This window comes from Acetobacterium sp., from assembly GCF_036508315.1.
Lineage (GTDB): Bacteria > Bacillota > Clostridia > Eubacteriales > Eubacteriaceae > Acetobacterium.
The window spans coordinates 22039-45481 of the sequence record NZ_DATCHP010000101.1; the positions used below are offsets into that span (position 1 = coordinate 22039).

Sequence of the window (23443 nt, forward strand, 5' to 3'; positions counted from 1 at the left end):
GATGAAAAGGACAGAATCTTTATGAACGAAGAACGATTAGAATATGTGGTTCCGGAAGCAATCGACCAGCGTTTAGATGGATACTGTTGCACATTACCGGGGGATTACTCAAGAGAATACATTAAGCGATTGATTAAGAATAGGGCGGTTCTAGTCAACGGTGAGGTGAAAAAAGCAAGCCATCATTTAAAGGGCGGCGAGTTAATATCTCTAAAAATCCCCGAACCCCAGGAATGCCGGATTCTGGCAGAAAATATACCGTTGGAAATTGTTTATGAAGATGATGATTTACTGGTAGTGAATAAGCCTCAGGGAATGGTGGTTCATCCAGCCCCTGGAAATCGTTCAGGAACACTTGTTAACGGACTTATGCATTATACTAAAAGTTTGTCCACCATAAATGGAATAATGCGTCCTGGAATCATTCATCGCATTGATAAGGATACATCAGGATTACTGATGGTGGCTAAAAATGATCTTGCCCATCAGAGCTTGTCTCAGCAGCTCAAAGACCACACTATTTTACGGCAGTATTATGGACTGGTTAAAGGCGTTGTTAAATCGAATCGGGGGAAGGTGGATATGCCTATCGGCAGACACCCCATAGATCGTATTAAAATGGCAGTAACGCCTAAAAACTCAAAAGAAGCGATAACCCACTTTGAAGTCATTGAGCGTTTTGCCCGGTATACTTTGGTGTGCTTTCGACTTGAAACAGGTCGTACCCATCAAATCCGGGTTCATATGGAAAATATTGGACATCCCATTGCCGGGGATCCACTCTATGGCCTGGGTGATAAAAATAACCTTTTTAGAACCCAGGGCCAATGCCTTCATGCCCAAACATTAGGTTTTGTCCATCCAAGAACCGGGGAAAATCTTTTGTTTGAAGCACCTTTACCAGAAGAATTTCAAACGATTTTAGACAGCTTAAAATAATAAGGAGAATTGTTGCAACAGATCTCCTAAGACTGTATATAAAGTAGAAAAGTAAGTCCTGGGGACAATGGTAATATCAGGTGTCAGCATCATGGCGAACAGGCGATAGCCTGTTCGAACATGTAGCAGACAACGATTTACCATTGTCCCCAGGACGGGTTTGTCAACAATACAAGAGGCTGTTACAATAGCTCACGGTCATTATTCGTTTATATCTTCAAAAACCTCAATGCTCTCTATTTTTTCAATAGAGGGCGTAACGTACATGGTGTTATGGGTGGTAAAAGTCACCATGCCGGGTTTGGCTTTGTTAGGCTTCTTTAGATACTTGTATTCAAGATAATCCACCGGAACATTACTTGAGCTTCTGGCCTTGCTATACCAGGCGGCCAGGGTTCCAGCCTCCAGCAGCGTGGCTTCGGTAATGAAACGTCCCTTGGCGATAATAAGGACATGGGAGCCTGGCGTATTTTTAACATGGAGCCAGCAATCTTCGGCAGTTCCCATTTTTGTGGAAATGGTGTCGTTTTGGTAATTGTTTTTACCAACGAAAATATGAAACCCCTCAGAGGAAATGTAATGACGTGGTTTGGAAGGGGTTTGTTTTTTTCGATCCTCTTTGGTCAGGGCCTTTTTATTAAATTCAGAATGGACAAATTCATGACGAATTTCATCTAACTCGGATAATTCAGTGGACTGCTCTAAATTGTTTAAGAGGCTTTCGAGATAATAAACTTTTTCAGTGGTTTCACGGATATGTTCATCTAAATGAACCAGAGCGGTTTTGCCTTTATTATATTTTTTATAATACGCCTGGGCATTTTGGGCAGGGGTTCGATTTACTTTTAAGGGGACTTCAATGGATCCGCATTCCGGATCAAAATAATTCACAAGAGACACGGATTCCATTCCTTTTTGAATGGCATAGATATTGGCAGTGATAAGATCCCCTAAAAGCTTGTGTTTTTCGTTTTTGTGGGAGGTTTCAACATCCTGATGAAGATTTTTCAGCTTTTTTTTGTTTTTCTTCAATAAGGTTTGAAGTTGGTGAAAGAGATTGGCGCTATGGGTTTTAAAGCGTAGAATTTTATCTCGTCTGAAATAATATTCTTCAAGCATCACTGAAACACTTGGAAACTCTTCAATCCGGTGTTCCTGTCGCATGTGATGAAGATCCAGAGTAGCAAAGTCCAGCATATCGCGACCCCGGAAAATAATGTTTGGGAAGATCCGGGTTTTAATTTCAGAAACGACGTCACAAAAAGCCTGAAACAGAAATTGGCTTTGCTTTTTTGAAAGGTCAGAAACGTAAAGATTCGGATCAATGCCTCCACGAAAGGCAATTTCTCGGGCGATAATGGGGCTAATACCTAAAAATCCCTGGACTAAGGTTCTTTCAATGGGCTGGCCCTTGTATTCAATGAGCAAATCAGAGTAACTTTTTTCATCCAGATTAAAGAAATCAATACGATTGTTTTCCGGAGGATAAATATAGTCGCGCCCCGGTAGAATTTGGCGGTAGCGACTTGAGGTTGTTCCCACTTTTTTCAGGGAGTCCAGGATTTTGCGGGTTTCATCAATTAAAATGATGTTGCTGTTTCGCCCCATGAGTTCAATAAAAAGCTTGCGGATCACCGGTTCATTGAATTCGTTTTTTGAGGCAATCGAAATTTCTAAAACCCGATCCGTTTCGTGCTGGGAGAAGTCAATAATGGTGCCATTCAAACTATATTTACGAAGTACCATGCAAAAGCTAGGAGCAGAATGCGGGTTTTCCTTAAGTTTTTGGGCGATATATGCCCGTGGATTACTGGCATTGGCAGAAAGAAGAAGGTTGAAATTCTCCCGCCCGACATTAACAAGAAGGCGAATCTCATCCGCCTCCGGTTGATATATTTTACGAATACGTCCTCCGATTAAGAGGTTTTGAAATTCTTCTTTTAGATGATATAGGGTAACACCGTCAAAAGCCATGTTAGTCACCCTCCTTTCAGAGTATTGATTAATTTTATCATTTAAACCTTTGGAAGTAAAAGTGTTTAAGTAAATTGAAAATAACGGCCATGAAATTGGGACCAGGCTAAAGTCATCATTAAGAAAAACCAAAATTAACAGTAGTTTTGCTTATTATAATGAGAAAGAAGGGCGGTTTCATTGACATTTTAATAAGAATTCGATATAGTATATAGATTAAGTGTTTATGTGACGATTCAATAATATATTGTACTAACATAATACCTAATGATCTTATCATCGAAAGTGAAAAAGAATGAAAATAAAAAATGCATGGTTTTGGTAACGATTTTATTGTCGTAACCAATATGAATTTGGCCTGAAATTTTCAAAAAAACTACTGAAAATTGTGCCAAAACGCTATAAAATCGGAAATGGAGAAACATCATGAAAAGTATGACAGGTTTCGGTCGAGGAGATTATCGAGATGAGGAAGTCGAGTTTTCAATCGAAATAAAGACAATCAATCATCGATTCAGGGATTTCTTTATTAAGATACCTAAAACTTTGAATCCGATTGAGGAAAAAATCAGAAATACCATTGCTCAGAAAATTGCCAGAGGACGGATCGAGGTTTTTATTAAATACACAGAGCTGGGAATAAAAAACCGCCGGATTGTATTTAACAGTGATCTTGCCAAAAATTATATTTCGGTTCTCAATCAAATGCGACACCTTGATTCTATGATCAGTGATGATCTGAGTTTATCGCTCATTGCCAAATTTCCGGATGTTGTCATTATTGAAGAGGATCATGATGATTATGAAGAAATTTGGGAAAAAATTGAACCGATTCTCCTGAAAACTTTGGAAGAAGTCGATGCCAGCAGGGCAAGAGAAGGATCTGATTTACAGAAGGATGTCTTAAATCGATGCCAGTGTATACTTAATAATACAATGCAAATCGAAAAGAAAAGTCCTGATATGCTTCAAAAATACCGGGAAGAGCTTCGGGAAAGAGTATCAACCTATGTCGATTCAATAGAAATTGATGAGAAACGCCTCCTGATGGAAGTAGCCCTTATGTCCGACAAGCTTAATATTGACGAGGAGTTAACACGACTTAAAAGTCATATTGGCAGGCTGGAAGGCATTGCCATTGAAACAGAACCTGTGGGAAGAAAACTTGATTTTTTAATCCAGGAAGTTAATCGAGAGATAAATACTGTGGGATCAAAAGCCAATGATCTGGCAATCGCAAACATTGTGGTTGATGTAAAAAGTGAAATCGAAAAGATTCGGGAACAAATTCAAAATATAGAGTAGGGGTGTTTATGGAACCAATGAATGAATATCTCAAAAAAAGAGAAGAATTAAATGAAGATGGAGCAGGAGAGCTTTTTTTCGAAAGAGAAAAAGGCATTCTCATTGTCATATCAGGACCATCCTGTGCCGGAAAAGGCAGCGTTTGTAAAATAATCTGTGAAAAGAATCCCGATATCCGCCTTTCCATATCAGAAACTACCCGGGCACCCAGGAATCACGAAAAGGATGGCATCGATTATTTATATATTTCAAAGGAATGCTTTGAAAGGCGAATTAAGGTCGGTCTATATTTGGAATATGCCACCGTGTATGAAAATTACTATGGAACACCTAAAGATTATGTGGAAAATCTTCTGAACTCTGGTTTTGATGTGATTCTGGAAATTGATATTCAAGGAGCCGCCAAGGTCCGGAGTAACTATAAAAAAGGCATTTATATTTTCATTGTTCCTCCTTCAATGCAGGAACTCAAGCGTCGAATTGAAGAACGCGGCACAGAAAGTAAGGAACAGATGGAAATGCGCCTAAATTGCGCTTATGGTGAAATGAAAAATGCAGATGATTATAGTTACATTGTTATAAATGATGAGCTGGAAGATGCGGCAAACCGTGTTCAATGCATTATTACGGCTGAAAAATGTCGGACAGAACGTTTGAAAAATAAAATTGAAGAAATTCTTGGGAGATAAATATGAGATATCCTGCATTAAATGATTTAATCGCAAAAGCGGACAATAAATATTCGTTGGTTCTTGCCACAGCAAAACGTGCCAGAGAAATAATTGATGGAGATGAACCCCTGGTTAAAATTACGATTGATAACCCGGTGACTATTGCAACCAATGAAATTGCCGAAAATATGATCCACTGTATTTATCACGAAGGTAAATCTCATGAAACAGAAAAGTCTGATGAACCTTTAAAAAATGAGGCAGATATTATCGTCGGTAAGGTGGAAGAAACCGAAGTCACACTTGTAGTTAAAGGTTAGGATCAATGAAATTGTGAAAATTGCAGAAATCTTTTTAAACCAGAAAAACAAGCGTATCGATCGTGCCTATGATTATGCTATTCCAGTAAATTTGGAAAAGTACGTTAAGGTGGGGATGCGTGTGGTGGTTCCCTTTGGTTTTGGAAATCGGCGAATAGAAGGATTTGTTACCGTTGTTAAAGAAGCATCTTTTTACACAGGAAAAATGAAAGAAATTATTGAAAACATTGATAAAGAACCCATTTTACTTAAAGAACAGGTAGCGCTTTGTCTTTGGATGAAGTCCTATTATTGTTCTTTATTTTATGAAGCCCTTTCTTACTTTACAGCATCGGTTAAAGCCGTCCGAGAAATCGAATATCACCAAAACCAGAATAAGAATCCGGAGACATTAACCGGGAGCTGGTTCATACAGCATTATTTTAATGACCACCCCAATCGCATTCTCATGGATAAGAATATTGCAAAAAAAGATCATCACCTTTTGGAAGAGCTTTTAACCGGTGGGATTATTTATCCAGTGTATACCTGGAAAACAGTTTCAGACAAAGAAGAATTTTTTTATACCCTTACCGATCCGGGAAGGGTGGCTCTTAAAAAAGAAAAAGGTCTTGGGCATAACCAGCGACGACTTCTTGAATTTTTAAGCCAAAAAGATATGAGTGATGCTGAACTTAAGGTATTCTCAGGAAGTCTTAAAGGCAGTTTGAAAACCTTAATTACTAAGGACTATGTTTCAGTGGGTCACGTGAAGCCCCGGCCTTCGGTGGGAATAACATCAAAAGCAACGGAATCTTTTTTTCCGGAGGTTGTCCTCACTGAGAAAGAGAAAAGCTGGTATAAAGAAGTCAGTGATTTAAGCAAAGAAAAAAGAAAAATTCTTTTGCATGTTTTTAATGGTGCCAGTAAATTCCGTTTGTTTTTTAAAAGCATTGAAGATCAGCTCAAAAAAAACAAAGGCATCATTATTTTATTTCCGGAAATAAATATTACATTTCAGCGTATGGAAATGTTTTATAAATACTTTGGCGATCAGGTTGGCGTATTTCATGGGCGGCTCACTCAGAAAGAACGCTACAGCCTTTTTCAAAAAGTCCGCAGCGGAAAGATCCGGATTGTTATCGGGGTGCGGTCAGCTTTGTTTTTACCCATGAAAAACCTGGGACTTGTGATCATTGATGACGAGCATGATCCTTCCTATATGTCAATGGCAGCCCCAAGATTTCATACCACGGATATTGCCCGGAAATATTGCGAGTTAACCGGTGCCTTTCTGATTCTTGGCGACGATATGCCCCGGGTGTCCACCTGGTATGAAACTGAAAAAGGAGAAATAAAGCTTTTGAAAATCGGCGAAGCCCCTGAGATTCAAAAACCCATTGAAGTCATTGATATGCAAAAAGAGATTCACAATGGAAATATGGGCTTTTTCAGTCGCCGATTAATTGATCTTTTAAAATCCGGTTTACATAATCATCGGTTAAGTGTATTATTTATAAATAAAAAGGGCTATGCCAATTGCGTGTTTTGCAGAGCCTGTGGGCATGTCGAAAAATGCCCCCACTGTGGTGTTGCCTTAAAATATTTTGAGGGCGGACAATTACTCAATTGTCATTATTGTGGCTTTCGAAAAAAAATCCCGGTTCAATGCCCAACCTGTGGAGGTGACCAGATTCGGCACATGGGGTTTGGTATTGATCAGGTTGAAGCGCTGATAAAAAAAGGGTTTCCGGAAGCCCGTATCCTCAAAGTTCAGGGGAACCTTAAACCCACAGAAATAAAAAAAATCAATGAGGCATTAATGAAAGGCAAAATTGATATTCTCATTGGCACCCAGATTATTATTAAGCACTTTGATTTATCCGGAGCAGGCCTGGCCGGGGCACTTCTTATTGACAGTGATCTTAACCAGGGTGATTATCGGGCAGCAGAAAATGTGTATCAAACCTATGGTCGTTTTTTCGGAAAAACCATGGAAGGCGACACTGTTGGACTTATTCAAACCAATGATCCTGAAAATGACACCATTTACTCCATTGTTCATGAAAATTATGAAGATTTTTATACAGGTGAAATTAATTACCGACGGGTGATGAAGTATCCCCCAATAATGAACTTGGTTGTTTATGGAGTTTTCCAGAAGGAGGCCAAAGAGGCTGAAAGTGATGCTTTAAAACTCTATTTAGCATTAAAGGACAATTTAGAAAAAAATCAGGATTCCAGGAGCTTTCGAATATTTAAACCCATTAATCTTGGGGTTATTTCCGGAGGGAATCGGAAATACCAGATTATTTTAAAAATAGCCGATTTAAAAACATTTCAAAAAATAATGCCGGAAATCATCAGTTCCGGTGCAATTGAAAAATTAAAATCCAAGGTTTCAATTGAAATTAATCCGTAAAGAGAATCTTTAGGCAATTGCGAAAGTACCGTGAGCTTCGCTGTCTGTTTACATGAAACAATTTTTCCACTATACGTCGGACAGTTCTTTGAACTGTTCGCCTATACGTTATAAAATCGTTTATGAAAACTGACATCAAAGCAATTTACGGTTGTGTTGCAAGTACCTAGAAAGAATATAAAGGAGGAACAAAATGGCAGTGAGACAGTTGCGAATCGATGATGACCCGATTTTAAGAAAAAAATCCCGGGTTATAGAGGAAATCGATGAAAAAATTCAAATTTTAATTTCTGATATGATTGAAACCATGAAAGAAGCAGAAGGGGTTGGATTGGCTGCTCCCCAAATCGGCATTTTAAAAAGAATGGTGATTATTGATATAGGGAAGGGACCTGTGACTTTCATAAACCCAATCATCATAAAAAGTGAAGGTGAAGTATCCGATGAAGAGGCTTGCTTGAGTCTCCCTGAACGTTCAGGCTTTGTAAACCGCCCTCAAACTTTGGTGGTAGAAGCGATGGACAGAGAGGGAAACATATTTCAGCTGGAATGCTCGGATTTATTAGCACGTGCAGTTTGTCATGAACTTGACCATCTCGACGGCATTTTATTTATTGATCACGTAGTAGAATGAAAAATTTAAGAATTGTATTTATGGGAACTACTCATTTTGGTGTTCCGGCTCTTGAAAATCTGATTAATTCCAGTCATGAGGTCCTGGCAGTCATAGCCCAGCCGGATCGGCCTAACAAACGCGGAAAAAAAATCACTCCCTTGCCATTAAAGGCAAAAGCCATGGATCTGGGAATTGATGTATTACAGCCTGAAAACATAAAGGACCCTGAATTCGTGGAAAAATTAAGATCCTATAAAGCTGATGTTTTTATTGTGGCAGCTTATGGTCAGATGTTATCAGAGGAAGTTCTTTTTATGCCAGCTAGTGGTTCATTAAACATTCATGGATCGCTGTTACCACAATACCGGGGAGCTGCACCCATTCAGCGTGCCATTATTAATGGCGAAGAAAAAGCAGGGGTATCGATTATGCAAATGGGTCTGGGCATGGATACCGGGGATATGCTTTCAAAAGCTGAGATACCCATTACCACAGAAACCACCTTTGAAACACTTCACAATGATCTGGCTGACCTGGGAGCAGATTTGCTCATGAAAACCCTGGAGGATTTGCTTTTAGGAAAGCTGGATCCGGTGCCACAGAATGAAGATTTGGCAACCTATGCCCAAAAAATTCAGAAGGATACCGGCCATATTCTTTGGGATTTGGAAAGCCATGAAATTTTATCACTGATTAATGGTACGGATCCACAACCAGGCGCCTATTTTATTTACGAAAATGAAAAAATAAAATGCTTTATGCCGGTGATAATACCCTGGTTTGGAAATGAACCTCCAGGGACTATTATCAGAGCCAGCGGACAAGAAGGATTATTGGTAAAAACCGGTGATGGTGCCCTGAGTATTGGAGAGATCCAGGCCCCAGGAAAAAAAAGAATGGAAGCCAAGGTTTACCTTCGAGGCAATGCCCTGAAGATTGGAAAGATCCTGAAATAGAACAAAGCTGATCTTTAGAAAACCATGCTAAAATAAAATTACAAATAAAAGAATCGGAGGATAGAATATGTTTTTTTTCCCATTTGATATAACTTTTTTAATACTGATCCCAGGATTATTGCTGGCGGCTTATGCCCAATATCAGGTAAGCAGTGCTTACAAAACCTATAGTAATGTTCCCACAAAAACAGGAATTACCGGTGCTGCTGCAGCCAGAGCACTGCTTAATATCAATGATCTTAGCAACGTTGGCATTGAAGACATTGCCGGAAACTTAACAGATCATTATGATCCAAGAAAAAAAGTGATGCGACTTTCTCAGGGAGTATCACAAAAGGCAAGTATTGCTGCCGTTGGCGTAGCCGCCCATGAAACAGGTCATGCTCTTCAGGACAAGGATGGCTATTGGCCACTGCGAGCTAGAAATATTATTGTTCCTGTTGCAGGTTTCGGTTCCAATTTAGCCTGGCCTTTGTTTTTTATCGGGTTAATCTTTGCTCAGGGCTGGTTAATGGATTTGGGAATTGTACTTTTTTCCATTGCCTTGCTTTTTACCATTATTACCCTACCTGTGGAATTTAACGCCAGCAGCCGTGCAGTGAAATCATTAATTGATAATCAAATTATTCAACCAGGGGAAGAAGTCGGCGTGAAAAAGGTTTTGAGAGCAGCAGCTCTTACCTATGTGGCAGCCGCACTCATGGCTTTTCTTAATCTATTGCGATTAGTCATACTCAGAGGGTCCAGAAATTAATGAATATTCGTCAACAAGCCTTAGAGACACTACTGCGGATAAATTATGAAGGCGCCTATTCCAATCTTGAGACTAAAAAGGTCCTTTCCACAAATGACATTAAGGCCGAGGATGGCAGGCTATATTTAAATATTGTTTATGGTTGCCTTCAAAACCGGAGTTATTTGGATTACATCATTAAACAGCAAAGCAGCAAACCCATTAAAGAACTGCATAAAGAGGTTTCAGAAATCCTCAGAATCGCCATTTATCAGATTTATTTTCTTGATAAAATTCCAGATTATGCCATTGTCAATGAAGCTGTAAACTTAACGGTTGAGGTTCAACCACAAGCCAAAGGCTTTGTAAATGGTGTTTTAAGAAATATAATGAGAAAAATTGAAAAAAATGGCAAAGACTTTAAGTTTGAAAATTGGGATAATGAAAAGGAAGCGCAATCCATTCGTTATTCTCTTCCTTTATGGATTATTTATAAATACTACGAAACCTATGGTGATCAGGCAGCAGAAGAGATGATACCTCTGCTTAATGAAAAACCCCCTTTTACCATACGATGCAATACTTTAAAGACAACCATGGAAGAATTAATGGAAGAACTTCAGGCTCTGGGAGTTGAACCCGTTCAAGGGTCCTTATCGCCCAATGCTATCCATATCACCAATCTTGGTGTTTTTGAAAATAGCATTGAAGAAACCCCATTGTACAGGAACGGACATTTTGCCATTCAGGATCAGGCGGCTTTAGTGACGGTTGACCGATTAGATCCAAAGCCAGGGGATCGGGTACTCGATATGTGTGCCGCTCCTGGAGGAAAAACAACCTATATCAGTCAACTCATGGAAAATAAAGGAGAAATTGTTGGACGGGATGTTTCTTCCAATCGATTAAAATTAATTGCTGAAGCAACACAGCGGTTAGGTTGTACAAACATCGTTCTTGAAGCACAAGATGGCTGTGAATTTCAGAAAGATGATCAGGAAGCCTTTGATAAAATATTATTGGATGCGCCTTGTTCGGGACTGGGCGTCATCAGACGGAAACCCGAAATTCGATATCACATTACTAAGAAAGATCGAAAGGAACTGGTGAAAATTCAGGCAGATCTTTTAGAAAATGCTGTCGGCTGTTTAAAACATGAAGGACAGCTTCTTTATTCAACCTGTACGGTTAATCGGGATGAAAATGAAAATCAAATTAAAAATATTTTAATCAGGCATCCTGAATTAAAAGTGGTTCCCGACAAGAAGGGAAATGATTTCACTCAAACCAGTCCACTAACGGATCTGAGTGATGGATTTTTTATGTGTTTATTAAAAAAAGATTAAAATAAGGGATTGTTTACTGTTTGAGCTGCTTTAGAGATAAAGCAGCTTTTATTTTTCACAATATAAATCCATATATTGAGGGTTATAATTAAAAACATGCTTAATAAATTGTATTGATGAGGGTTTTTTGATATAATGATTTAGTCTATGTGAAGCAATCCTCGTGAAAACAGTGCTTCACTAAAAGAGTTGGGGTGAAAGCTTGAAGGAAAATATTTTTGGAAAAAATCTAATTGAATGTGAAACCTTGATGGTCGAACAGGGAGAACCAAAATACCGGGGCGAACAGCTTTTTCAGTGGCTGTATCATAAAAAGTCCGAGGATTTTAGTGAGATGACAAATTTCGCCAACAAGCTCAGAGAAACCCTTTCAAAAAACTACTCACTGAACCATGGAAAAATCCAGGAGATCCAAAAAGATTCACATGATGGCACAAAAAAATTTCTCATCGAACTTTCAGACGGAGAATGCATCGAGTCAGTTCTGATGCACTATCAGCATGGCGATTCTCTTTGCGTGTCTACTCAGGCAGGGTGCAATATGGGATGTAAGTTCTGTGCATCAACTCAGGGTGGAAAGATTCGAGATCTAACCTCAGGCGAAATATTGGATCAAATTTATTTAATAGAGCAGGCAGAAAACCTCCGGATCTCAAATGTAGTCATTATGGGAATCGGAGAACCGCTTGATAATTATAATGAGGTTATTAAATTCATTCGCATTGCCAACACAGGTTTTGGTATCGGGCAGCGAAAGATTACCCTGTCAACCTGCGGTTTGGTTCCAGGAATTAATGCCCTGGCAGAAGAAAATCTTCAGATCAATTTAGCGATTTCGCTACATTCTGTTTTTCAGGAACAACGAAAACAATTAATGCCCATTGCTGAAAAATATGACCTGGATGCGTTATTGGCCGCAATTGATGATTATTTTATTAAAACAGGTCGACAGATAACCTATGAATATGCACTGATGGATGGTTTTAATGACCGGGATGTGGATATTAATGGTTTAGTTAAGCTTTTAAGAGGGTCCCGGAATCACTTGAATCTCATTGGTTTAAACGCGATTGAAGAAGTGTCCTTTAAAGAAAGTGCACGCTTGGATTCTTTCTTTCGTGAACTGGAAAATAGAGGAATAAATGTAACCATGCGACGGAAAATGGGAAGAGAAATCGATGCAGCCTGTGGTCAGCTGCGAAAAAAAGGAAATAAGGATAAGGTGAATGTATGAAATGTGCCTATGGATCCAATGTAGGATTATTGAGAAAGGTGAATCAGGATGCCTATTTGGCTGCGACCATAAAAAATATTGATCGAATATCCTATGTTTTTGCAGTCGCAGATGGTTTAGGTGGTCATCTTAGCGGTGAAATCGCCAGTAAAACAGCGGTGGATTTTATTAAAAATAATTTATCAAAAATCTGTAATTATTTTGATTCCGAGGAAATGATGTCTTTTGTAAATGATATTAACCAGGAATTGAAAAAAATTGGAGATGATGAGCCGGCCCGTTTGGGAATGGCAACAACCCTGACCATGTGTATTCTTGATGGCAATGATTTGTGTCTTTGTCATGTCGGCGATAGCCGGGCTTACATTATTACCAAAGACGAGATAACCCGATTGACTAAGGATCATTCTTTAGTGCAGATATTGATTGATGAAGGGAAGATCACCCAGGAGGAAGCAGAAATACATCCTCAGAAAAATGTGATTACCCGAGCATTGGGAACAGATAATTCTGTAAAAGTAGATTTTTATCGGTATGATATCAATCCTGATGCTATTTATCTCATTTGTTCAGATGGTCTTTTTAATATGCTTTCAGATTATGAAATACAGACGATTGTGAATGAAAACAGTCTTGAAGACAGTGCGAAGATGCTCATTGATTCCGCCAATGAAAATGGAGGGAATGATAACATCACTGTTGTGCTTTTTAACCCTTTAGAAGGAGTGCCAGATGCTCAGTAGAACATTAGTAAATCGTTATGAAATCATTGAGCTTATTGGACGGGGCGGTATGGCTTATGTTTATAAAGCCCGTGATTTAAAGCTTAATCGTTATGTTGCGGTAAAAGTGCTCCGCGAAGAATACACTGAAAACGAACAATTTATTAAAAAATTTGATCGTGAATCTCAGGCGGTTGCCTGTTTATCGCATCCGAATATTGTCGGCGTTTTCGATGTTGGGGTTCAGGATAATATTTATTTTATCATCATGGAATATGTGGACGGTATTACCCTCAAGCAATACCTGATGAGAAAAGGGCGATTGGAATACGGTGAAGCAACGAAGTTTGTCATGGATATTTCTAATGCCCTTCGCTGTGCCCATGAAAATAAAATCATTCATCGCGACATTAAACCCCATAATATTTTATTAACCCGTGATTTAGTGCCGAAGGTAGCCGATTTTGGAATCGCCAGAGCGATTACCAGTTCAACATTAACAATGACAAATCAAACCATGGGCTCGGTCCATTATATTTCTCCGGAGCAGGCCCGTGGGGGTTTCGTTGATGAACGGTCGGATCTTTATTCCCTGGGTATTTTATACTATGAATTACTCACGGGAAAACTTCCCTTTGATGAAGAAAATACCGTGACCATTGCGATTAAGCATATACAGGAGGAAATTGTTCCACCAAAAGTGTTAGAACCAAGAATACCGGATGCCGTTAATAACATTGTCATTAAACTTACCGAGAAAAAGCCGGCGGATCGGTACCAAAATACAGATGAGTTAATGGAAGATCTGGAAATAATTCTTGAAGGCAGCAATTCGGCATCTAAAAATGGACACAGTCATGGCGGTAGCAGAAACGAAACCGCGGTTGTCCGTGAAGGCCTCTTCCACGTTGAAAACACAGGAACGCAACCACCGGTTCCTCCCGATAAGGATGACGATGATGACGGATACTATTATGAAACACCGGAAGAGACTAAAAAGCGAAAAAAGAAACGCAACATCATCCTGATTTCAGTTTTTGCCGTTATTGCCGTTTTTGCTGTCGGAATGACTGTCTATGCATATTTTACCGGAAAAACGGTCCAGGTTCCTGATGTTAAAGGAAAAACAGTGGCTGAGGCCACGACAACCCTTCAACAGCAGGGGTTGGTCATTGAGGTTGAAAAAGAAGTTTACAATTCTGATGTTGCTGCAGGTTTGATCATCACCCAAAATCCGGAAAATACCACTGAGTTACAGCGTGGTAAAACCGTTAAGGTGACCGTGAGTCGGGGAACAAAAACAGCCGCAATACCAGACGTTGTCGGGAAGAGTGAAAGTGAAGCAGTGAAAGCCATAGAAGCAGCTAATTTTGTGGTTGGAGAAATAAAACGCGAGTTCAACGGTGATTATGACGCAGACATTGTTTATGATATGAATCCTTCCGCAACCACTGTGGTTAATGAAGGAACTAAAGTTACCATTTATGTGAGTAAAGGGGAAGATCTTGTCAGCGTACCTAATGTGGTTGGACAAACTGAAACAGATGCCAGAAATACCATTTCAAATGCAGAGCTTACTGTTGGAACGGTTTCCTATGAAACCAGCTCAGACACTGCTAAAGATACGGTTATCAGGCAGTCCCCGGGAGAAGGTGCAAGTCTTGCGCGAAGCGGTTCAGTAACCCTTATTGTGAGCAGTGGTAAACCGCCAACGCCAACACCAACACCAACACCAACGCCAACGCCAACGCCAACGCCAACGCCAACGCCAACGCCAACGCCAACACCAACACCAACACCAACACCAACACCAACACCAACACCAACGCCAACACCAACGCCATAACGAAAGGTAAGACACGTGATATATAAAAAGACACATTGATAACGGAGATTAAAGAGCGAAAAGGTCGTATATAAAGGCGTTAATATGTCAAACGATACATTTTCAGTAAATGTGGAAGGCATTGGCCGACAGCTTTATGAAGTCTTTATTGACGGCGTAAGCGTCGGCAGCAGTTATATTGATTTTTAGAAAATGGAGGCCTGGCATTTGCTAGCAGAAGAAAAACAAATTGGAAAAATAATCAAGGGTATTGGGGGCTTCTATTATGTGAAGCCCCAATCCAGTGAAGAAATTGTGGAATGTAAAGCAAGAGGGGTATTGCGTCATCAGAAGATAGTGCCAACTGTGGGAGATGAAGTGGTAATCCAATCTGATAACCCCGGGGAGTGGACCATTGAATCCATTGAACCGCGAAAAAATATTTTTACAAGACCTCCTGTGGCCAATGTTGACATTGGCCTCATTGTTTTTTCGATGACAAGTCCTAAACCGAATCTATTGCTTTTAGACAAGCTTTTGATCAGTTCGGAGATCCAGAATGTGGAACCACTGATTTGTTTTACAAAAAAAGATCTGGTCAGTTCTGAAGAGGAAGAGGTTCTTAGAAAAATCTACAGTAAAACCCCTTATAATCTCTTTTTCTTCAGCGACGCTGATTTAGACACCATGGACCGGATTGCCCATGAAATAAGCTGTAAAACAGCTTTTATGGCAGGACCGTCAGGGGTTGGCAAGTCAACGATGGCAAACAATCTTTGTTCAAACCAAATCATGGAAACAGGACCCCTGAGTAAAAAGCTGAAAAGCGGAAAGCACACTACCCGTCACGTAGAATTACTCAAAATGAGAAGCGGTGGATTTTTGCTTGATACTCCCGGGTTCTCTTCTTACAAATTATCAGAGTATATCAAAGCAGAAGAGCTCAGAGAGTATTTCCCGGAATTTGCCAGAGGCGAATGTCGGTTTAAAAGCTGTTTACATCAAGGGGAACCAGGCTGTCAAATATCAGAAGATTTAAAAACCGGGAAAATCAGTCAAACTCGCTATGACCACTATCTGTATTTGTTAGAGGAAATAAAAAAGGAACAGCGTTAATGATTGTTATTATTTTTACAAATGGAAGCTATGGGAACCCCGGCTTCTATAAAGAATATCTGAAGAAATTCGAAGCACCCTATATTATCTGTGCCGATGGCGGGGCGAATTTTACAAAAAAGATCGGTTTAATTCCGAATGTGATTTTGGGAGATCTGGATTCGATCAGCGAAGAGACCTTAAGATGCTACCGGGATGTCGAAATTCGGCGTTATCCTGTTTGTAAAGACGAAACTGATACTCAGCTCGCCTTTAACCACGCCATTGAAATAGGGGCCACAGAGGTGATTGTTTTTGGTGCTCTGGGAACACGTCTGGACCATAGTCTGGGAAATATTTACCTTTTGACCCGATTTCTGGAAGCGGGAATTCAGGGACTGATTGTCGATGAAAAGAATGATATTTTTTTAATTCAAGATAAAAAAGTCTTGAATTTACCGATCGGAACAGTGATTTCTTTATTACCCCTGGGTGGAAATGTCGAAGGACTTAATATCCAGGGATTTAAATATCCCATTTTAAATGGAAAAATGACACTTGAAAATCCCTATGGTATCAGTAATGTTACTGCCCGGGAACGGCAGATAATTTCGCTGGAAAAAGGCATTCTGCTAGTCGACATTCCAAAGGATTAAGGGCATAAAAAAAGAGCCTTTCAATAAAGAAAGACTCCCCCTGCGTATTCCTGAAAAATAAGAAGAGCCTAAGCTCTTTCTACTTTACCGGATCTCAAACAACGTGTACAAACACTGATTCGTTGTGGTGTGCCTTCAATAACAACCTTAATTCTTTGCAAATTGGGTTTCCAAACGCGTTTGCTGTGTTTATTTGAATGACTGACCTGGTTGCCAGAAACAACGGTTTTTTTACATACAAAACATTCTTTAGCCATGACATAACCTCCCTTACGCTTACCTTTTATAAAACAAAGTGTATTATATCATGAAAAATAAAAATAAAGCAATAAAATTTTTGACTTACTATAAATTATTCTATAAAATAGAGAAAGAAAAAACAAAGGAGATACTAAAATGAAAATAGAAAGTGATCTAGGAACGATAGATATTACACGAAAGGCCATTGCCGACATAGCAGGCAATGCCGCAATGGAGTGTTATGGTTTGGTTGGTATGGCCCATAAACATGGCAAGGATGGGCTAATTGAAATCCTGTCCGGGGATCAGGCCAATAAAGGGGTCGGCGTAAGGATTGAAGATGACCGGTTAATCATTGAACTTTACGTTATTGTGGAATATGCAATAAAAATTTCTGTGGTTGCAGAAAATATTATTGCCAATGTAAAATACAAGGTGGAAAAGCAAACATCTTTAAAAGTAAAAAGAATCTGCGTAAATGTTGTGAGTGTGCGTGTATAAATGGAGGACAGAATGAAAACCCGGAAAATTGACGGTGAGATGCTTAAAAAAATGTTTGAATATGGTGCCAAAAATCTGGAAATAAACAAAAAAACAGTGGATGAGCTGAATGTTTTTCCAGTGCCTGATGGAGATACCGGAACAAACATGTCATTGACCTTTAACCACTCTGTATCAGAACTTGATAAAGTAGAGCAGCTGACTGTCTACAGTGTAGCAAAAACCGCCTCCTCAGGAGCACTGATTGGTGCCCGGGGAAACTCTGGAGTTATTCTTTCTCAATTGCTTCGTGGCTTTGCAGAAGGCTGTAAAGGCCAGGATTACCTTGATATTAACCTCATGGCAAATGCCCTTAAGCTGGCTGCTGAAGTGGCTTATAAAGCTGTTATGAAGCCAACAGAAGGCACAATCCTGACAGTGGCACGTGAAATGGGTGAGTTTGCAATGGCAAACATAAACAACTTTGAAGGCTTGGAAGATTATCTTGAAGCGGTCCTTAAACATGGAAAAGCGACACTGTTAAGGACCCCGGAAATGCTTCCCGTCTTAAAAGAAGCCGGTGTGGTTGATGCCGGGGGTCAGGGGCTGATCTGTATTGCTGAAGGTGCGGTAAAAGCCTTAACAAATCAGGAACTTGGAGCGAAAATTGAAGCCAGTTCCATCAACCTGGATAAATTTGTGGATGACTCAAATATGAAACCTGAGGATATTACCTTTGGCTATTGTACCGAGTTTGTTATAAAAAATGCCACAGAGATTGATGATGACAATTTAAGAGACTACTTTAATACCCTGGGAGACAGCGTGTTAGTCATTAAAGATGATGCTATTATTAAGGTCCATTTACATACGGACAATCCCGGTCTGGCATTAGAACGGGCAGGAAATCTTGGCAGTTTATCCCGTATTAAAATCGATAATATGCGTGAGCAATTTGAAAGCAAGGGCAAGCCCGCTGACCTTACACCGGTACCCTACGGATTTATAGCCGTGTCTCCGGGAGAAGGCTTAACAAAACTCTTTAAGGATTTGGGAATAACCCAGGTTATATCAGGGGGACAAACCATGAACCCCAGTACCCAGGATTTTTTAAATGAAATTGATAAGATCAATGCCGGAGTGGTGTTCCTTTTTCCAAATAACAGCAATATCATTATGGCAGCTAAACAGGCCAGTGAAATATCGGATAAACAGGTTTATGTGATTCCGTCAAAAAATATTCCCCAGTGCATCTCGGCCATGCTGGCTTTTTCACCGGAAGCAGAAGCTGCGGAAAATGAAAAAGGGATGAACGATGCTATTAAAAATGTAAAAACAGGTGAAGTAACTTATGCCGTGAGAGACACAAAAATTAACGGTCTTAAAATTAAAAAAGGCAATGCGATAGGGATTTCAGGTGGCGAAATAAAGTTTGCCGGCAGTAATATACATACCGTTACAGAAAATCTATTAAGTGAAATGGTCAATGAAGAGAGCGAACTGATTTCAATTTATTATGGAAAAGATACGACTAAAGAAGATGCAGAGGCTTTAGCAGAAGATCTTACGGTTGCTTTTGAAGAATGTGATGTAGAAATTCACTATGGCGGACAACCCCTTTATTATTATATTGTATCCGTTGAATAACAAGAAAAATTTCTGTGAGTGCGAAACCGGGAGGTAGCCATGGACTGGGATGATTCGATATTAACATTAAAAGGTGTGGGACCCAAGCGTGGAACCGCGCTGGAAGAACATCAGATAAAATCAGTGGGAAATCTTGTGAATTTCTATCCTAAAAGATATATTGACCGCAACGTTTCGGGTTCACTTGATGATGGAACCGAGAGCAAGGCGATAACAATAAAAGCCCTTGTCTGTGGTTATGGCCGACTCCAGCGTATTCGTGGGAATCTTTCGATTTTTAGTATTCCCCTTTTATGCGAAGAAGTTAAAATTACAGCTGTCTTTTTTAATCAGCCTTATTTAAAGGGCGTACTGAAAGATAATCAGGAATATTATTTTTACGGAAAAACTGAAAAAAACGGCGAAAAATTTAAAATAATGAACCCCCAGTTTGCCCCGGCAAACAACGCTGGGCGGTTTTTTGAGTTAACCCCTGTTTATTCAAAAATCCCGGGAATTCCCAATGATGCCATTCGAAAAATGCTCGTCCAGATTTTTAGCGGCCATCTGGAAATAGAGGATGGTCTTCCCGAAAGCATCCGAAAAAATTACCAGCTGCCGACCATGGCCTCAGCTTTGGAAGCCATTCATTTTCCGAAAACAAAGGCAGCGGTTTTCAATGGCAAAGAACGGTTAAAATTCAATGAGGCCTTGAAAATAAACATGGGGATCTTATCAAATGCCGGAGAAAGTAAATTTTCGAATATTTCGATTAACACTTTTGAAGGGATGAAAGCCCTTATTGGCAACCTGCCCTATGAGCTTACCCAAAGTCAGAAATCGGTGATTGACGACATTCTGGAAGACTTTAAAAATGGCCATGTAATGAACCGTTTAGTCCAGGGAGATGTTGGCTCGGGAAAAACCGTTATTGCCGTCATTTCGGCTTGTTTAATGGCCCAAAACGGTTATCAGACTGCCTACATGGCTCCCACTGAAATATTAGCCCAACAGCACGGTCGAAGCTTTAACACTTTGTTGAAAAACTCTGGGGTATCCGTTGAAATCATTACCGGAAGCCTGAAAACAAAAGAGCGAAGAGAAATCCTGGAGCGAGTGGCAAATGGTGAAACCTCGGTTGTGATCGGTACCCATGCTTTAATCCAGGATTCAGTGGATTATTATAATTTAGGGTTGGTCATTACCGATGAACAGCATCGATTTGGGGTGAAACAGCGTGGCCGACTTTCATTAAAAGGGAATCAACCCCACACCATGGTTATGAGTGCAACTCCGATTCCAAGAACCCTAGCCTTAATTCTCTATGGCGACCTTTCCGTATCATATATTGATGAGCTACCCAAGGGCCGAAAACCCATTAAGACCTATTGCTATGATGACGCATCTCTTCATAAAATATTTTCTTTTCTGGAAAGTGAAATGAAAAAAAACCGCCAGGTATTTGTGATTTGCCCATTCATTGAAGCCTCTGAAGAAATGTCTGAAGTGAAAGATATTGAATCGGTATACAGCGTTATTGCGAAACGCTTTGATGAAAATTATAATATCGGATTTTTGCACAGTCGCTTAGGTAATGATGAAAAAGAGGAGATTATTAAAGCGTTTAATCAGGGGGAGATACAACTATTAGTGGCAACCAGCATTATTGAAGTCGGAATCGACGTCCCAAACGTCAGTGCCATTGCAATACTGAGCGCTGAACGTTTTGGACTTTCCCAGCTTCATCAGTTGAGAGGCCGAGTTGGACGAGGGGAACATCAATCCTTTTGTTTCCTGGTGACAAACTCAAAAAGCCCTGAGACTCTTGCTCGAATGGAAGTTATTGTCAAAAATCGAAGCGGTAAAAAAATCGCTGATGAGGATTATCGTTTAAGGGGCCCCGGAGATTATTTTGGATTCAAACAACATGGGCTTCCCGACTTTGGTGTTCTAAATCCCATGGATGATATGGCCCTGATTCAGAAAACAAGGGAATTGGCGGAGACACTTTTTAACTCGACCGATAAAGAAGTGATGGCCTATCGGGAAAAGGTTCTCAAAACATTTTTCAAAGAAGTTGAAGAAATATCGTTAAATTAGGAGACAGGATGCGAGTAATAGCAGGGGAAAAACGAGGAAAGAAGTTAACAAGTATTCCAGGTGACAAGATTCGTCCGACCACCGACAAAATTAAAGGTGCCATTTTCAGTAGCATTCAGGTTGATTTAAGAAGTGCTAAAGTTTTTGTGGATCTATTTTCCGGAAGCGGTGCCATGGGAATTGAAGCTTTAAGCCGAGGAATTGAAACCGCCTACTTTTTTGATATTTCTCAGGAGAGCATTGAAATTATTAAAAAAAATATTGCCCTGACCGGATATGAATCCAGAGCCAGGGTCTTTAAAATCCCGGGAATCAAAGGCCTTGAAATGTTATCCATGAATAAAGTGTCCTGTGATATTATCTTCATGGATCCCCCTTATGTTCAGGGAGAAGGTTTAGCGAAGATCCTGGAAATAATTTCAGAAAAAGAAATTCTTTCTGAGACCGGAAAAATAGTGATAGAATCAGAGAAATCTGTTATAATGCCATTAGAAAAAAATAAATTAGTATGCTATAAATCAAAAAAATACGGAAATTCAATTGTAAGTTATTATTGTAGGGAGAAAAATGAGTTTTAAAATAGCAGTCTATCCGGGGAGTTTTGATCCTCTTACTAAAGGTCATCTCGACATCATTCAAAGAGCAGCCAAAGTTTTTGACAAACTGATTGTTTGTGTTATGGTAAACAATAGCAAGAATTATCTTTTTAGCAGTGAGGAACGAGCGCAACTGATTACCGATAGTCTGGAGGAACTGGATAACGTTGAAGTTGATACCTTTAATGGTCTCCTCATCGATTACGTGAGGTCAAGAAAAACCAATATTATTGTCAAGGGGCTTCGAGCCTTAACAGATTTTGAGAATGAGTTTCAGATGGCTTTAATAAATAAACATCTTGATAATAATATTGAGACCTTCTTTATGATGACAAGTAATAAATATTCGTATTTAAGCTCCAGTCTGGTAAAAGAGCTTGTAAAATTTCAGGGAAATGTGTCTGATTTTATACCGGCAAATGTAGAAAAAGCGATTCAAAAAAAGCATGAGGAAGGATTTATAAAATGAGAGTAATGGAACTATTAGCAGAATTAGAAGAAGTGATTGAAAAAGGTAACACCCTCCCTTTTTCATCCAGAGCCCTAGTTAATCCAGAAGAATTATTAGAAATTATTGATGAAATTCGAGATGCGATGCCCAGTGAATTAACTGAATCAAAAAAAATCGTGGCTGAACGAAAAAAGATTCTTTTTGCGGCCCAGGACGAAGCAGAACATATTAAATCTGAAGCGGAAAAACGTCTCAAAGAATTGATTGATACCAATGAGATTACAAAAACAGCATCGGCTCAGGCCAACGAAATGATCAATAATGCCAATGCCAGTGCGAAAGCATTAAAATTAGGTACACAAAATTATGCAGATAAGCTGCTTTATACGTTTCAGTTACAGTTAAAAGAAATGAACGACAGGGTTGAACAAAACCGAAATGAATTAAAAAACATGAAATAAATAAAAGACGAGGTTTAATGAATGATAGAAACAGGAAAAATCCAAACACTGAAAATTAATCGAATTACGGCCATAGGGGCGTTTTTATATGATGGAACCGATGAAAAAAATGTGGTGCTCCTCCCAGAAAAAGAAGTACCTAAGAGTGCTCGTCCAAATGATGATATCGAAGTATTTGTCTACAGGGATTCAAAGGATCGAATAATATCAACCACCCGCCGTCCTAAAATACTTTTAGGAGAGTTTGGCCATTTGAAAGTTGCAGATATTACAAAAGTTGGCGCTTTCATGGAATGGGGTCTCGAAAAAGATCTCTTACTCCCATACAATGAACAAACCACAAAAATTCAAAAAGGCCGGGATTATCTGGTATATCTCTATTTGGATAAAAGTGACCGACTTTGCGCAACAATGAAAATTTATCCACTGCTTAAAGTGGGCTCAGACCATAAAATCGGTGAATGGGTAGAAGGTTATGTTTATCAGATCAACCCTGAACTGGGAGCTTTTGTGGCAGTGGAAAACTTATACCATGGGCTGATTCTTATGAAGGACGCAGATGTCGATATCCAATGCGGTGATAAAGTTAACGCCCGGATTTCAGAAATAAGAGTTGATGGAAAGCTAATCCTAACGCCTAATCGACAGGCATATAAAGAAATACCAAAGGATGCTATTTTAATATTAACAAAGATG

23 protein-coding genes are annotated in these 23443 nt (G+C 39.5%); 21 read left to right on the plus strand and 2 right to left on the minus strand.

Going from position 1 to position 23443, the window contains the following annotated elements:
* Positions 1-21: 21 nt before the first annotated feature.
* Positions 22-939: an RluA family pseudouridine synthase gene (locus VIK44_RS12200; protein ID WP_331554166.1), complete on the plus strand. Its 918-nt coding sequence runs from the start codon at positions 22-24 to the stop codon at positions 937-939.
* Between the two features lie 201 nt (positions 940-1140).
* On the opposite strand, the gene VIK44_RS12205 is transcribed toward VIK44_RS12200, so the two are convergent.
* Positions 1141-2913, minus strand: coding sequence for an Rqc2 family fibronectin-binding protein (locus VIK44_RS12205; protein ID WP_331554167.1), 1773 nt, complete (start codon positions 2911-2913; stop codon positions 1141-1143).
* A gap of 426 nt (positions 2914-3339) precedes the next feature.
* Between VIK44_RS12205 and VIK44_RS12210 the strand changes: the two genes are divergently transcribed.
* From VIK44_RS12210 to VIK44_RS12270, 13 genes are all read left to right on the plus strand, one after another.
* Positions 3340-4218, plus strand: a complete 879-nt coding sequence (locus tag VIK44_RS12210; RefSeq protein ID WP_331554168.1) for a YicC/YloC family endoribonuclease — start codon at positions 3340-3342, stop codon at positions 4216-4218.
* 8 nt (positions 4219-4226) lie between these two features.
* Positions 4227-4907: a guanylate kinase gene (gmk, locus tag VIK44_RS12215; RefSeq protein ID WP_414637078.1), complete on the plus strand. Its 681-nt coding sequence runs from the start codon at positions 4227-4229 to the stop codon at positions 4905-4907.
* 2 nt (positions 4908-4909) lie between these two features.
* A complete protein-coding gene (gene rpoZ, locus VIK44_RS14265; protein ID WP_414637079.1) occupies positions 4910-5209 on the plus strand; it encodes a DNA-directed RNA polymerase subunit omega in 300 nt (99 codons plus the stop codon).
* A 13-nt stretch (positions 5210-5222) separates the two neighbouring features.
* Positions 5223-7610: a replication restart helicase PriA gene (priA, locus tag VIK44_RS12225; protein ID WP_331554169.1), complete on the plus strand. Its 2388-nt coding sequence runs from the start codon at positions 5223-5225 to the stop codon at positions 7608-7610.
* A gap of 193 nt (positions 7611-7803) precedes the next feature.
* The gene (gene def, locus VIK44_RS12230) at positions 7804-8244 is read left to right on the plus strand and encodes a peptide deformylase (protein WP_331554170.1); all 441 of its coding nucleotides are present in this window, start codon (positions 7804-7806) and stop codon (positions 8242-8244) included.
* Complete coding sequence (gene fmt / locus VIK44_RS12235) at positions 8241-9182, plus strand: methionyl-tRNA formyltransferase (protein WP_331554171.1); 942 nt, start codon at positions 8241-8243, stop codon at positions 9180-9182. Before def ends, fmt begins: the two co-directional genes overlap by 4 nt.
* A gap of 67 nt (positions 9183-9249) precedes the next feature.
* A complete protein-coding gene (locus VIK44_RS12240) occupies positions 9250-9936 on the plus strand; it encodes a zinc metallopeptidase (protein ID WP_331554172.1) in 687 nt (228 codons plus the stop codon).
* Positions 9936-11261, plus strand: coding sequence for a 16S rRNA (cytosine(967)-C(5))-methyltransferase RsmB (rsmB, locus tag VIK44_RS12245; protein ID WP_331554173.1), 1326 nt, complete (start codon positions 9936-9938; stop codon positions 11259-11261). The genes VIK44_RS12240 and rsmB overlap by 1 nt, the downstream gene beginning before the upstream one ends.
* A gap of 202 nt (positions 11262-11463) precedes the next feature.
* Positions 11464-12495: a 23S rRNA (adenine(2503)-C(2))-methyltransferase RlmN gene (gene rlmN, locus VIK44_RS12250; protein WP_331554174.1), complete on the plus strand. Its 1032-nt coding sequence runs from the start codon at positions 11464-11466 to the stop codon at positions 12493-12495.
* Positions 12492-13238: a Stp1/IreP family PP2C-type Ser/Thr phosphatase gene (locus VIK44_RS12255; protein WP_331554175.1), complete on the plus strand. Its 747-nt coding sequence runs from the start codon at positions 12492-12494 to the stop codon at positions 13236-13238. Before rlmN ends, VIK44_RS12255 begins: the two co-directional genes overlap by 4 nt.
* A complete protein-coding gene (gene pknB / locus VIK44_RS12260) occupies positions 13228-15063 on the plus strand; it encodes a Stk1 family PASTA domain-containing Ser/Thr kinase (RefSeq protein ID WP_331554176.1) in 1836 nt (611 codons plus the stop codon). The genes VIK44_RS12255 and pknB overlap by 11 nt, the downstream gene beginning before the upstream one ends.
* A gap of 207 nt (positions 15064-15270) precedes the next feature.
* Positions 15271-16158, plus strand: coding sequence for a ribosome small subunit-dependent GTPase A (gene rsgA, locus VIK44_RS12265; protein WP_331554177.1), 888 nt, complete (start codon positions 15271-15273; stop codon positions 16156-16158).
* Entirely contained in the window at positions 16158-16793 is a 636-nt protein-coding gene (locus tag VIK44_RS12270; protein WP_331554178.1) for a thiamine diphosphokinase, read from the plus strand. The genes rsgA and VIK44_RS12270 overlap by 1 nt, the downstream gene beginning before the upstream one ends.
* Positions 16794-16861: 68 nt before the next feature.
* On the opposite strand, the gene rpmB is transcribed toward VIK44_RS12270, so the two are convergent.
* The gene (rpmB, locus tag VIK44_RS12275) at positions 16862-17050 is read right to left on the minus strand and encodes a 50S ribosomal protein L28 (protein WP_331554179.1); all 189 of its coding nucleotides are present in this window, start codon (positions 17048-17050) and stop codon (positions 16862-16864) included.
* Between the two features lie 139 nt (positions 17051-17189).
* On the opposite strand from rpmB, the gene VIK44_RS12280 reads away from it, so the two are divergent.
* From VIK44_RS12280 to VIK44_RS12310, 7 genes are all read left to right on the plus strand, one after another.
* Complete coding sequence (locus VIK44_RS12280) at positions 17190-17534, plus strand: Asp23/Gls24 family envelope stress response protein (protein WP_331554180.1); 345 nt, start codon at positions 17190-17192, stop codon at positions 17532-17534.
* A gap of 12 nt (positions 17535-17546) precedes the next feature.
* Positions 17547-19160 (plus strand): DAK2 domain-containing protein, encoded by a 1614-nt coding sequence (locus tag VIK44_RS12285; protein ID WP_331554181.1) that lies wholly within the window; start codon positions 17547-17549, stop codon positions 19158-19160.
* A gap of 39 nt (positions 19161-19199) precedes the next feature.
* A complete protein-coding gene (recG, locus tag VIK44_RS12290; RefSeq protein WP_331554182.1) occupies positions 19200-21239 on the plus strand; it encodes an ATP-dependent DNA helicase RecG in 2040 nt (679 codons plus the stop codon).
* An 8-nt stretch (positions 21240-21247) separates the two neighbouring features.
* Positions 21248-21817, plus strand: a complete 570-nt coding sequence (gene rsmD, locus VIK44_RS12295) for a 16S rRNA (guanine(966)-N(2))-methyltransferase RsmD (RefSeq protein WP_331554183.1) — start codon at positions 21248-21250, stop codon at positions 21815-21817.
* Complete coding sequence (coaD, locus tag VIK44_RS12300) at positions 21807-22304, plus strand: pantetheine-phosphate adenylyltransferase (protein WP_331554184.1); 498 nt, start codon at positions 21807-21809, stop codon at positions 22302-22304. The genes rsmD and coaD overlap by 11 nt, the downstream gene beginning before the upstream one ends.
* Positions 22301-22747 carry a hypothetical protein gene (locus tag VIK44_RS12305; RefSeq protein ID WP_331554185.1) on the plus strand — a complete coding sequence of 149 codons (447 nt, stop codon included), beginning with the start codon at positions 22301-22303 and terminating at the stop codon, positions 22745-22747. The genes coaD and VIK44_RS12305 overlap by 4 nt, the downstream gene beginning before the upstream one ends.
* Before the next feature lie 21 nt (positions 22748-22768).
* A partial coding sequence (locus VIK44_RS12310) for a CvfB family protein (RefSeq protein WP_331554186.1) occupies positions 22769-23443 on the plus strand: 675 nt, incomplete at its 3' end.